This is a genomic window from Streptomyces abikoensis (genome assembly GCF_014648775.1).
GTDB lineage: Bacteria > Actinomycetota > Actinomycetes > Streptomycetales > Streptomycetaceae > Streptomyces > Streptomyces abikoensis.
On the sequence record NZ_BMRT01000013.1, the window covers coordinates 17,138 to 29,551 of the forward strand.

Sequence of the window (12,414 nt, forward strand, 5' to 3'; positions counted from 1 at the left end):
CCTGACCCTCTGCCCGAGACAGGCACAAGGAACAACTACCAGCGGGCGGGGCTGCCAGTGAACGTCACAGAACCATCCCCGCACACGCCTGGAGCAGCCGATCAGATGCGGCACAGGTCAATGTCGAGCTGGTGTCCGGCTACCTCACGGTCACCCAGCCGAGCGAAGTCGCGATGTACGCGGACACCTTCGCTGAACTGGCCGACACAGCCGTCTACGGGGCACAGGCGCGGGCGCTGATCGCGGCAGCCGTGGACGCGCTCCGGTAGTCGCCGTGCAATCTCGTAGAACCTCATGTGAGTGCATGGCCCGTCGTCCGTAGCGTGGTGAGCCTTCGGACCACGTGAGGGGACGGCGAGATGGCCAGGCGCACGCAGACGGCGGAGACCGACGCACCGCAGTGGGAGTACGTGACCTACCCGCCCGACGGGCAGACGTGCCCCGCCTGCCAGGAGAAGGTCAAGCCACTTGAGCCCTGCCGCCGAAGCACGATCGAGCGCGCTTCGGGCGCCACCGTCGTCGCGTACCGGCACGTGCACTGCGACGGCAACGACGAGATCAAACGGTGACGTCCCCTGCACGGCTTCGCAGGCCCCCTGTGTGTCTGGTTACCAGCCCCGGCGCTGGCGAGCCTCATAGACGCCCCTGACGGTCCGTACGCTGACTCTCCCGAGGGGTGGTGGACACAGTACGGCGGGGGCGCTGGACGTGCGCTCTGGCGTCGTCCACATCCTCCAGGAGGCTGATCACCCGCCATGCTCCTTTCCGTGTGAGCCCTGCGGGGGCACCGCTGAAAGACCCCACGACTGGGTTGGCTGAGGTCCATTCCCGTGAGGTGGGTACGCCGCTCGCGGCAGGGGGATGTGGTGTCTGCCCATCACCGTGAGCGGCAATGCTCCGTCCCCTCCATGCCGAAAAGATCGCATGGAGGGGACGGGTAGGGATCCCCCGACCGAACCAGCCTTGAGCGGAGGCAGGCGTGCCGACCCTGAGATGTGACGGTCTCAGGCGCTATCGCCCCGGTCCGCCCCTTGACTGGGGTACCGCTCCCTGAGCGGTGAGGGACTGGCCCCGTCCGTGCGCTGACTGTGGCGTGCGGGCGGGGCTTTTGCTGTCTTACGAACTGGCCCCAGAGCTCCGGTCGCGGACATACGTCCCGCGCTGAGGAACGGTGAACACGTAGCCTTCCTCGCGTAGAAAGCGCACTGCATTGCGCACTGTCTCACGGGCCACTCCGAAGCGCTGCACCAAGGTCGCCTCGGAGGGAATCCGACGGTTTACGCCGCATCACCTCACCCGGCACGTCATGCCGCCGGACACACGCCCACTGATCCCCAGATACCTGGTCGAGTGGGAACGGAAGCAAACCGACGAACGACGCCAGCGGCGCGAGCGACACCGAGCCGTAGAAGCAGCATGGGAAGGCCGGGACTACCCCTACAGCTATCCCGGAGCGCCGTTCCCCACCATGGCGGTGAACGCGTGAACGCCGCACGCTGCTGCCGCTGCGGCAGATGGACGGAAGCCCCCGTGACCGTCGGGTGGCGCGACACCGGAAGCGGCCCCGGGCACACGATCAGCGCATGCCCCGACTGCGCCCCCACAGTCCCCGTCAGGCCGTCTCCCGAGGACACGCAGAGCGTCCTCACCCCACGTTGATCAGCACCACCCGCAGCACCCCGCCCCACCTGGCCACACACCAGGCGGGCCCCATCCGCAGACCACCCCGTTACGGGCATCGGGATTCCCCGGGGCTGAGGAGCATCCCCGCGTGCGCAGGGAGCGCAAGTCATGGTGGCCACCTCGACACCTTGACCGACAACACGGACCCCGAGAATGCACAGGCATCTTCCGTCACGATCCTGAGGGAAATCACACGCGACGCCCATGGCGCCAACCTCAAGGTGGCCTGGGGCCACTCTGAGCCTCTGTCAGCTGGACCGCGCGTCGTCTTCGCCAGAGACGGAGCCGCTCTCGTGGCTAAGTCAACGACATCCGACCTGGCCCTTCAACGCGTCAGGACTAGACCACAGCTGTAGGCACGGGCATGGCCGAGGCCGTTGGAAAGGATCTGTGTGAAGGTCTCTGGGTCGGTGACGGTCAGCCTTCCTCTGATCTCCGCGCGGGCAATGCGCAGACCCTTGTGCGGAGCAGGGCTGGAGACCGTGGGCAACATGCGGACCGCAAGGTTCGCCGGGTCGGCAGTGGCTCCGATCCGAACCACGCCGTCCTCGCCTGTCGCAGGTTCGCCTTCGGCTTGAAGGCGCCGTAGAAACCAATTCTTGACGTGGTCGGGCTTGGTGTGGGCGACTCGTGCGCCGCGGGTCCTCTCCAGGCCCGGTCCGCCTGTCGGCTTGCTGTGGATGGGATTAATGACCGTACGGAAGCCGAGAACGTCTCCGGCCCTGATGGTGCGGTCCACGGTGATGATGTGTGGCTTGTCGGTCAGGGCTTTCCGGGGGATACGGCTCCAGTCGCCCGGTACCCGCGACTGCACGACCAGTACGAGAACCGCCTCCTTGAGGTCCACCGACCACGTCGACAGGACGCCCATCTGGGCACGGGCGGTGGGGGCGCCGTCCTCGACCCAGCCGAGGAACCCGCTCATGACCGTGCGATGCATCTCATGGGCATCTACCAAGGACTTGGCTACATACGGGTGTCGGGCGTCCAGGCTCAGGATGGAGTGGGTGGCGACGAAGCGGGCCGCCTTGGCGCGTGTGCTCTTCACGGGATGATGTGGTCCCATCCGGTAGCGGTCGGGGCGATGGTGATACGTGTACGGCTCTCCCAGCGCGTGGTGTGGCCCCTGCGTTCTGGATCAAAGCTGACCGGCTGGTCGCTGATGGGGCTGGCTCCCACGGCTCCAGCGGGGCTCTGGATCCAAGCCCAGGGGGGGCGGCCAGGCTCCGGGCTCTCCGGCCCGGGCAGCAGCTGCTTTGCGGTGAAGACCTCCGCGAGGACGCCGGGCAGGATGCCGGCGGCCAGCGTGCCGGAGGGTGGGCAGGACTTTCGTCCCAGCCACAGCAAGCGCTTCGGGTGTTCCAAGGCGTGGGCGATCTCTTCCAGCCGTCCCTGGTTCTCGTGCTGGAGTCCGACCACAAATGCGGCATCAGCCAGATACCAGCGTTCGGTGATTAGTGCCGTGCGGGAAAGCTCGCCGGAGACGAGTGTGCCGGACACGGGGTCAGCGGCGATCTTCTTGGGAGACCCGTACCACCTGGCCAGCTCATGGTGGCCAAAGCTGTTCTCGGTGGCTGCGTCCAGGCTTGCCGAGACGGCAGCGGCCCGCCGGTGGTCGGTGATGATGTCGCGCGGGCGAAGCGGGTACTTGCCGGCTCCGACGGTGTGGTAGTCGCGTACAGGAGTGCCCGGGTGGTCAGCACGGACGCCGAAGTGGAGCTCAGCGAGGTCATCAATCGGTGCGGTGCGGTCACGGCCAAGAGCGGCGGCACACAGCCCGATCACCGCCGACTTCGTGGGGCGGCTGTGGGTGTCGCGGCGCGAGAAGCGGGACACCGCCCCCCAGGACTGCAGGGGAGCGGCGAGCCGTAGGAGCAGGACATGCGTCACGCAGTCAGCTCCTTGATCTTCGTCACGGGCTTCGCGCCGAGGGCCTTCAGCTCTCCGAGCAGATTGTCGATCTGCGGGTCGTAGGTGAGAACGCGACCGGTTTTGATGTCGGGCCGGCGTTCGCTGACGAAGGCATGGTGTGCAAGCAGCCGCCTGACCGCGGCCGGACCGGCAGGTCCATCCTCGCCCTTCTCGTCGATCGGCTGCTGGAAAGCTCCGGCGTAGTTGTAGGGGCGGTCTCCTTCAAAGGCGAGGACCAGGGCGGGCAACGATCCGGTGGAGGCGGTGGAGTTCTTCTTCGCCTCAGGGAAGGCGTCTACAAAGGAGTTGACGAACTCGGCTTCGGCAGCGACCGAGGCTTCTTCTGCCTCTTCCTCCGACATCCCCGCCGCACGGAGGTTCTTTCGCAGCTTGATACGGTCCAGCACGGCGTGCCGGTAGAAGGTACCGGAGATCAGGGACTGGTAACCAGTCATGCCGGCACCAGCATCATCGGCCGCGTCCAGGAAGTCCAAAGCATGCTTCTTCCGGTCGAGCTTGGCGTCATCAGCGGCGGCGTAGAAGTCATCTACTTGTTCGGCCTCGTGGACTGTGAAGGCATGACTGCTTTGAACCGCGCCGTCGACGTTGGGGGAATCGGCGATCTCCGCGAGAAACCGTCCGTAGAGGGCGATGTCAATGGCATCCCGAGGGGCAAGCGCAGTGAGGACCGCGGCGCGGGTCCCCGGCGGGAGTGCAGGCAAGTCCTTGGCCGCGGCAGAGGACTCCGGGGCTTCCGCTGACTCGGCGTCCGTGTCGGCGGCAGCCTTCCGCGTACCCTTCTTGGGCTTTGCAGAGGAAGCTTGAGCTGCCGAGTACTCGACGGTCCAGGTCCGGAGTTCCTCGCTGTGGTCGGCGATGTGCGCGGCGATACGGGAGCCGGCGTCGGCCGGTGCGAACAGGAGCACCTTGGTCAGGTTGGCGACGGTCTTCTTCGCCGGATCGCCGAATTTCAGACCGGTTGCCTCGATGACCGCGCGGGCCGTCCGTACCGCCTCGTCCTTGTCCCAGCCGTGCTGAGAGGCCAGCTCACGGGCAGTGATCAGCGCCCATTCGCGTGTACGGATGCCGGTGCTCCGCCCGGCCAAGGCACCGACCCCGGCGTTGGCACGGTCCCGGGCGTGGACCCGCTCGGCACGGCGTCGCGCTTGGCTCGTGATCATGTGACGCTCGGCTCCGCCGTAGACGATCGACTTGGGCGCGCCGTTTTCGTCGCGCACGGGCAGCACGGCGATGAGGGTCTCCAGCAGATGCAGGGAGAGGAACGGGCTGCCGGTGAAAGTCGCGGTGGTGGTCACGTGTTGGTGCCCTTCGTGGTTGTGTCGGCGGTCGCCTCGCCGTTCCCGGCGCGTCCGGCTCGGGGCGGGGGTGTGTGGAAGTCGACGGCCCATTCGTAGGCGATGCGGGCCTTGCGGTCGTTCCAGCGGCTGAGGTCCTCGGCGAGCTGGGCCCACGATGGAGGCCTTTGGTCGCAGGCGCGGAGGCGTGCGACCGCGTGCTGGAGGTGGCGCCAGGGGATCCGGCGGCTGGCAACGATCCGGTCGATGAGCCGGGCGGCTCCGGGGTCGTCGGGACCGCGACCGGCACTGCTGCCGATCCGGCGGGCGGCCTCGCCCAGGGTGCCGAAGCCGTACGAGGGAGTGGGACGGCCCTGGTGGTAAACCCCGAAGAGGAACGCCACCTGCTCGTAGATCTCGCGCTGGTCCCGCGTTGGGCTGAACCAGCCGGCTCTGATGTGGGCGGTGGTCGTCAGGTGCGGTCGGCGTAGGTCGGCCAGTTGCCCGTATTCCCGGTTTCGTACGAGGCTCACAAGCCAGGAGGTGAGGTGCTCGCCGGGCTCGCCTTCCGGAGTGTACGAGGAGGGGCGGTCCGGGTCTTCCTGTTTGCGTCCGGGATCGGGCAGGGATCTGGCCTTGGAGACGGGCTCGGTGCTCATGCTTTCCCCCCTCGGAGTTCGGCCGGGGCCTTGGCGTGCGCCAGCTCGTCGTCGTAGCGCCGTAGGGCTGCGGCCCGTGCCTGGGCACCGCGGGAGTTCCTCGGCAGTGAGTCAAGGGACTCAGCAAGGAACTTCCGGGCCGTGGTGGATACGACTGAGGCATAGGCAAGGAGGCACTCTTGGACGACCTCACCTGCGGTGATGTCGTCCAGAAGGAGGTCGAACTGCTCCTCTGTCGCCTCCCAGTGCTTCCACCGCACGTCGAAGCGTGCTATCTGCTGGTTCTTGTCCGCTGGCTTCGGGTTCGGATACGTGATGGTCCAGGCTGCGTAGGCGGCCTTGCTCAGGCTTGTGGCCACATACTCGGCGATCTCCGACCCGCGCAGCGAGGCGTGGTACAGCCTGGCTTCCAGCCCTGGCGCGAAGGGGAAGACGCCGGAGACCCAGGTAATGGCCGTGGTTTGTTTGGCGACGAGTCCGACTGCCCACAAGTTGATGTGTCGGGCGGGGCTCTGACCGGGCTCTGGCGCGACATCTACTGGGGGGAAGAGTGCGAGCCTCTCGTAGAGGTTCTCGCCTGCATTCATCGTGGTGGCATCGCGTGCTTTGGCCACGGCGGCGTAGAGGGCGTGGGCGTCACGCCAGACGGCACGGGAGGCTGATGCCCATAGCGGCTTCTTGGTCCCGTCGGTCTTCTCGGCGTAGACGGCGTCCTGTAGGTGGTGTTCCTCCAAGGCGAGCAGTTCGCCCGCGCCCATCAGCACTCGGTCGATGGTGGTCCCGTCGGGGCCGGGGCGAAGGAGTATCGAGCGGCCGAGGGAGCTGTGCAGGTCTGCGGGGCCGCTCACGGCGCGGCCGTCAGGCTTCACCTTGAAGCCTCTCCGTTCCTTCCCGTTGGTCCAGGAGCGGTTGAACTCGCCTCGCGGTCCGGAGAGGGGGGCCAGGTTCAGGCGCAGCGTCTCGCCGAGGGTGGGGCCGAGCGCGATGACGCGGATCCGGCTGGTGAGGCGGCCGATGGCGAGGTTGGTGATGGTGGGGCCGAGTGTCGCCTTCCCCGAGATCCGGGCTCGGCCGGCGGGCCCGTACACGTGCTGTGTGAGCATCGCTCGGAATGCCTTGGCAGCGGGTAATGGCTGTGGATGGTCGAGGTGATGGTGGTCGAAGAACTGGTTGTAGTCGCCGACGTGCTCAATGACCACCTGTGCGGGTCCTGCCCCGTGTTGGTCAAGGAAGGGAGCGAGGAGTACGTTCTGGCCAAGTGGCTCAGTGGGATGGAAGAGGTCCCAGATCCCTTCGTCCTTGGCCAGCCACTTGGCAGCGTTACGAAACGTGTCTTGTGTGTCGACCCAGGCCGGCCACTCCCTGGCGGTGGCCGGATACGTTCCCGATGCGTAGCAGATGGCCAGCAGGTATTCGAGGAGAGCGACCTGCTCACCAGGGGTCGCTCCTTCCACGGACAGCAGCTGGTCGGCGTCCTCCAGTAGGCCGATGAGGCTGCGCTCGACCCGGGCGCCAGTCAGTGTCAGTGCCTCGGCGCATGCTTCCCATCGGGGGTCCCATCGAGGGCGTGTGGCACCTGTGGGCGGGGTACGGGATTCAGCCAAGATGCATCGTTCGCTCTCTGCTCACAAACGTTCCCTGCTGGAATAAGGCTGGACCGTAGCATGCGAACGAGGGCGTCATGGTGCATTCTGAGAACTTCAACTCATCTTTTACGAGGTGGAGTTGAGAGAGACTGCCACGCTGGCAGCGCGGGACCCGCTTGGCCACGGGACGGACACTGAGGGCCTGCATGCGCCTGATTCTGTCGATTGCAGAAGGCGGAGTCAGACGCGCAGCCGGTTTCTGCATCCCCGCGCACGCGGGGAGAAGGTCGTGCTCTGCTCACAAACAGGTCCATCCCCGCAGGAGCGGAGCCACGCAGGCGCCGAGGTTAGCCGCTCTTCGCACGCCGGCGCCAGAGCGCCGGGTGATGGACGGGCTCGGTCTCATCACCCAGCGAGGCTGGCGCGACAGTTAGCGCTGGCCGCGGCGCCGCACGAGGATCGTCAGCGTCGCCCTGGCATCGCGGCGGCGCTCCGGGCTGCGGGAGATCACCGAGGACGCGGCCACGGCGAAGATGGCGGTGGCGTAAGCGAGCCCGGTAGCAGCGGTCAAGGTGGTCGCGTCGTGAAGCACGGACAGCAGAACGGACATTTCAGATCCCCCTTGGGTACGTGGCCTGGCGCTCTTACCCGCCGGCCCGGTCCCCCAGGTATCCCGTGTCCGGGGACTGTCCCGCGACGTTCGAAGATCCAGATTAAGCGCATTCCCGCAGGTCAGAAGGGGGAAAAAGATGTGTCCGGCGAAGTCTGTACCGGATGGCGCCGAGAGCGGCGGGGCGGGGAAGGAGGAACCGCCGGGCTTCACGAAAGACCTGCTGGAGCTGTACCTGGCCGCTGGCGGGGGCACGCCCAAGCTCTCGTACAGGAGGCTCCATAGCGAGCTCCTTGAGCGTGGCCGGGAGAAGGGGTATGGGGAGGTGCCGTTCTCGACCTTCACCTCCTGGATGAAGGACACCGTGCCCCATGTGAAGTACACCGACTACGTGCTCAAGGTCCTCATTCCGCACCTGGAGGAGCACGCCTGTCGGCGTTCTGACTCCTATCGGAGGGTTCCTAATGCGGCGTGGCGCGCTCGGCTTGAAGCCGCGCAGGGAAAGCGGAGGAGCGGGCAGGGTGGCCATGGGCCCCGTATCCGTGCGTCTTCGCCCGGTCGCCTCTTTGGCGATCTCGCAACGCTGAAGGCGGTTGTCCCACGGGAGTTCGTCGGCCGGAGGGAGGAGCTGGCCCAGCTCGAGGCTTCAGTAACGAGTCCGGCTGGGCGTGGCCCCGACTACATGTTGTGGCAGGCGGATGCCTGGGCAGGAAAGACAGCCCTATTGGCCTGGTTCGCCGACCGATGCCTGCCAGTCGGAGTTGATCTCGTCCACTACTTCATTGCCGGACGACTCGGCACTGCCACCCGGAAAGTGTTCTTCCACTCAATGACGAGGTACCTCGCCGCCGTGGCCGGGAAGAAGCCGGCGATTGTGAAGGGACACCCCGACACTCTCGACGAGTGGGAGATGCGGGCAACCTTGCACCGCCTCTACGAGCAGGCCGCGCATGCCAGCGCGAAGCGTCACAGGGCCTTCGTCCTGCTCGTCGACGGACTGGACGAGGATGCAGACGCGGGTCTGGGACGACGGAGTATCGCCGCTCTCCTGCCAAAAGTCCCTCCCCCCGGGATGCGCATCATCGTCTCAAGGCGACCGAACCCTTCCACGCCGGAGGACGTTCTCGTCGACCATCCCCTACGAGACTCCGCGATCGTCCACCACCTCACCGCCTCACCCGCTGCTCAAGTCATCCGAGAGACGGCCCGGCAGGAACTGCGCGCCCTGCTGGACGACCCAGACGTGGGCTCCCCCCTCCTCGGCCTCCTGACAGTGGCCCAGGGTGCCCTCAGCGGCAAGGACCTGGCCGAGCTGGTCAAGGTACGGCCGGACAGAATCGATAAAGTCCTCGGCAGCGTCGTTGGCCGCAGCATGCAACCTGACGACACCGACCACCTCGCTCTGGCTCCGAAGGACGAACTCACCCGGCAGACGTATGTACTCGCGCATGACGAGCTACGCCTGGATGCATCGGACGCCCTCGGCAACGCGGAGCTCGCGGATTACAAGGCCCGCCTGCATACCTGGGCGGCCGGCTACCAGGCCCAAAACTGGCCCGAAGAGACCCCAACCTACCTTCTCACCGGCTATACCCGCCTGGTTCACGAGAGTGCGGATGCTCAGCGATTGGCGTCACTCGTCCTCGACCCGCTGCGCCAGCTTCGCACCGTGGAACGTTCCGGGGTGGACGTCGCACTCGCGGATCTCGATCTGACCGTGACCATGCAGCCGGGTCACACTCCCCAAAGCCTCGCCGTGCTGGCCGGCGCCGCCGCGGCCCGGGAGTTACTCCTCCGCCATGCCCGCCCCCTGCCATATTCCATCCCCCGCGCAGTCGCCCGTCTCGGCCACGCTCAACGGGCCCGAGCCCTGGCGCTCGCATCCGCTGATCCTTCCGCCAAGGCGGCTTCCCTGGCCCAGGTGGCTCGCGTACTGGCGGACACAAGCCATGAGCAGGCCCAGCAGATCGCTCAGGAAGCTGCTGACTGGGCACATAAAGCCCGTCGTCGGACCATGTTCTTCGTCGGAGGTCACGAAGATACGGAGGCGATCGCCGCACAGGCAGCAGTCGCTCTCATCGCGACACGGCAGGAAAGCGACGGAATCAAGCTCCTTCGCTCAACACGAGGGCTGAGTACAGCGCGATACGAAGCGTGGGTGGATGCTGCCACCCTTCTGTTTGCCTACCTCCCGGCCGTCGCGGCGCAACTCCTCGACGAGATGGAGGAGGAAGCCGAGCACTTGGCGTGCGACAGCGCCTTCCCGGAAGACAGAGCTGTCCCGATCCAGATCTGGGCGATCTTGGCAGCTGCCTTCCCTGAGCGTGCAGATCGGCTCCACGACCGCATCGTCAGCTACAGCCAGGTTGTGTGGGCCGAGTTGCCGGCACTGACGAGCGTCGGCGTGCTGACAACGGCGGCTTCAGCCCTGGTCGATGCCCGCCAGGAGGAGGCTGCAGCCCTGGCGGCATTGGCCAAGCAGTACATCGAGTCTCAGCTTCAGGACAGTGCCTCACTGTCGGTGACGGATCACTCTCACCTGCACTTCGGCTTACAGGCGGCGCTTGCAGGGCTCATGCAGGCACTTGCCGATACCGGGGTCCCGATGGAGGAAAGGCAGCGACTGCTGGACAGCATGCCCGAACAGCTGCGAACAGGCTTCTACGGTCACGACGTGACCGCCTCTGCCCGTTCGGTGATTGCCAGGGGTGAGAAACGTGAACCTGGCGGTGACAGCGGCTTCGGTGACGATAACCAGACCGAGGCTGAGAAGCAGGCTCATGAGGCGTTTCATCTGGCAGAATTAGGCAAACACGATGCAGCCAAGCGTCACCTGGGCGAAGCGCTGGCACTGCTGCCAGAGAGCCATCCGGATGGTCGGTCTGCGATCGTCTGGCTCCCTGCCTTACTTGGTGCACTTGTACGGGGCGCCCGGGCTTCAGATGCCGAAGCACTGATTGCCGAGCTGCACGACTCACATGATCTGGCTAGGGCCTTTGCCGCCGTAGCGCTGGCGCATGCAGACTCGGGGCGAATTGCGAGCGCGCGGGAGCAGGCCCATGAAGCGGCCAGAGCTGCCCGGGCTGTTTTGGACCCCGTGGAAGGCGACGCTGCCGGCGCCTGGGCCATCGCTGCCCAAGCTCTGGCCGGCGCAGGAGAAGGCAGCGCTGCTCTAGAGCTCATTGAGCAGGCCGAGCCCGTGCAGCGTGCTGGGAAAGCAGCATGGCGGCGGGCCTCCCGGAGGGCTCGTATCGCGGTGGCCTCGGAACTCGCCGTTCACGACCCAGTTCTCGCGGCCCGGCTTATCGACGAGGAACGGCAGGGCCTGCTCGCCGGCAAGCACCGGCCTCGAGGTCTGGAAGGGTTGTTGGCCGACCTCGTCGGGCTCCTACCCGCGGCAGATGCGTTGAAAGAGCCGTACAAGGCCCAGCTCGACCAAGCAATCCGTGAAGCGCTCGCATACATCAGCGAACCACCGCAAGCATGGAAGGCAGAGACCGTCCTTGCGCATGCTCTCCTGGAGATCAAGGCGGGGGGATCTGCGACCCGTCAGATAGGCTGGCTGAACCAGGAGAGCCGAGCGCGACGGGCGGAACGCTTTCCGGGAGCGGGGCTTGCGGTGGTTCACGCGGTGTGCAATGACGTCTGCGAGGCGTGGAAAGCGGCCGACGAGCTATCGGCACCGGAGAGCCGTGCGGCGGCTTTCGCCGCTGTGGGGGCGTACCTGGTTCAGCTGCCGGTCCGGGTCCCTCCTATCGGGGACCCTGCAGATGCTGACCCGTTCGCTCATACCATCCGTGCCCTCGCGCTAACCGTCTCCACTCCTGCCCTGGCTGACAGAGAGGCTGCCGTCAGGTTCACTCGGCAGGCACTGACGACAGGTGCGGGCTGGCACCATGCCCTCGCGATCCTGTCTCGGATCGCACCCGAAGCTATCGTGCAGGTCCAAGACATCGTCGGGGTCCACCTCCGGATCAAAGGTACCGCTACTGCACCTCTTTCAACCTGTCCTGGCGTATGACGACGTCTCCGCAGCTTTGAGAAGCGCCGACGTCGCCCTAGGTCAGCAACTCGCCTCACCTGCATCGCACAAGGCCGCTGATCAACCACTTGGAGTCCTTCACAGCGTCAGCGGGCCGCGCCCGCTGGTCCAGCGCCCACAGTAAACACGACGCATACGGTGGCCTCTCCCTTCCCTTTACAGCCCGCAGTCGGGATAGCGGCGATCACCAGGAGACAGGCAGCGACTGCAGGCCGCGCTTGTGGAACGACCGTATCCACGACAGCTCGTCGGCGGGTACGGCCAGGGTCAGGTTTGGGAATCGGCGCAGCAGGCTGGTCAGGGCGATTTCACCTTCGAGTCGTGCGAGGGGCGCGCCGAGGCAGTAGTGGATGCCGTGGCCGTAGGCGAGGTGTGCGGGTGTGCGTGTGCTGTCGAAGATGTTCGGGTTCGTGAATTGCTGCCTGTCGCGGTTCGCTGAGGTGAGGGATAGCCATACACGGGCGCCGGCGGGATGCGGGCTCCGGCGATGGTGAGTTCTTCGAGCGCGAAGCGGCGTGCGGCCAGTGGGAATAGGGCGTTCCAGCGCATGGCCTCTTCGAGCGCTGCGTGGAGCGGTATCCGGCCGTTGCGGACTGCTGTCATCTGTTCAGGGTGTGTGAGCAGGGCG

Annotated in this window: 10 protein-coding genes and 1 pseudogene; 3 read left to right on the forward strand and 8 right to left on the reverse strand. The window is 66.2% G+C overall.

Going from position 1 to position 12,414, the window contains the following annotated elements:
- Positions 1-104 precede the first annotated feature (104 nt).
- A pseudogene (locus IE096_RS29005) lies at positions 105-269 on the forward strand (transcriptional regulator); the annotation flags it as partial.
- Positions 270-359: 90 nt separating this feature from the next.
- Complete coding sequence (locus IE096_RS29010; protein WP_189456743.1) at positions 360-569, forward strand: hypothetical protein; 210 nt, start codon at positions 360-362, stop codon at positions 567-569.
- Between the two features lie 547 nt (positions 570-1,116).
- Here the strand turns inward: IE096_RS29010 and IE096_RS29015 are convergent.
- From IE096_RS29015 to IE096_RS29045, 7 genes are all read right to left on the reverse strand, one after another.
- Positions 1,117-1,269, reverse strand: a complete 153-nt coding sequence (locus tag IE096_RS29015) for a GntR family transcriptional regulator (protein ID WP_189456935.1) — start codon at positions 1,267-1,269, stop codon at positions 1,117-1,119.
- 739 nt (positions 1,270-2,008) lie between these two features.
- Positions 2,009-2,731, reverse strand: a complete 723-nt coding sequence (locus tag IE096_RS29020; RefSeq protein WP_229820682.1) for a type I-E CRISPR-associated protein Cas6/Cse3/CasE — start codon at positions 2,729-2,731, stop codon at positions 2,009-2,011.
- Positions 2,728-3,573, reverse strand: coding sequence for a type I-E CRISPR-associated protein Cas5/CasD (gene cas5e / locus IE096_RS29025; protein ID WP_189456747.1), 846 nt, complete (start codon positions 3,571-3,573; stop codon positions 2,728-2,730). The genes IE096_RS29020 and cas5e overlap by 4 nt, the downstream gene beginning before the upstream one ends.
- Positions 3,570-4,910 (reverse strand): type I-E CRISPR-associated protein Cas7/Cse4/CasC, encoded by a 1,341-nt coding sequence (locus IE096_RS29030; protein WP_229820683.1) that lies wholly within the window; start codon positions 4,908-4,910, stop codon positions 3,570-3,572. Before IE096_RS29030 ends, cas5e begins: the two co-directional genes overlap by 4 nt.
- Positions 4,907-5,548: a type I-E CRISPR-associated protein Cse2/CasB gene (gene casB, locus IE096_RS29035; protein ID WP_189456751.1), complete on the reverse strand. Its 642-nt coding sequence runs from the start codon at positions 5,546-5,548 to the stop codon at positions 4,907-4,909. The genes IE096_RS29030 and casB overlap by 4 nt, the downstream gene beginning before the upstream one ends.
- On the reverse strand, positions 5,545-7,152 hold the full coding sequence (locus tag IE096_RS29040) for a type I-E CRISPR-associated protein Cse1/CasA (RefSeq protein WP_229820684.1): 1,608 nt from the start codon (positions 7,150-7,152) through the stop codon (positions 5,545-5,547). Before IE096_RS29040 ends, casB begins: the two co-directional genes overlap by 4 nt.
- 412 nt (positions 7,153-7,564) lie before the next feature.
- A complete protein-coding gene (locus tag IE096_RS29045) occupies positions 7,565-7,744 on the reverse strand; it encodes a hypothetical protein (RefSeq protein ID WP_189456753.1) in 180 nt (59 codons plus the stop codon).
- Positions 7,745-7,883: 139 nt separating this feature from the next.
- Between IE096_RS29045 and IE096_RS29050 the strand changes: the two genes are divergently transcribed.
- Positions 7,884-11,765: a P-loop NTPase family protein gene (locus tag IE096_RS29050; protein WP_189456755.1), complete on the forward strand. Its 3,882-nt coding sequence runs from the start codon at positions 7,884-7,886 to the stop codon at positions 11,763-11,765.
- A 205-nt stretch (positions 11,766-11,970) separates the two neighbouring features.
- Here IE096_RS29050 and IE096_RS31670 read toward each other — a convergent pair whose 3' ends face one another.
- Complete coding sequence (locus tag IE096_RS31670; RefSeq protein WP_308430395.1) at positions 11,971-12,330, reverse strand: cytochrome P450; 360 nt, start codon at positions 12,328-12,330, stop codon at positions 11,971-11,973.
- Positions 12,331-12,414: the final 84 nt, after the last annotated feature.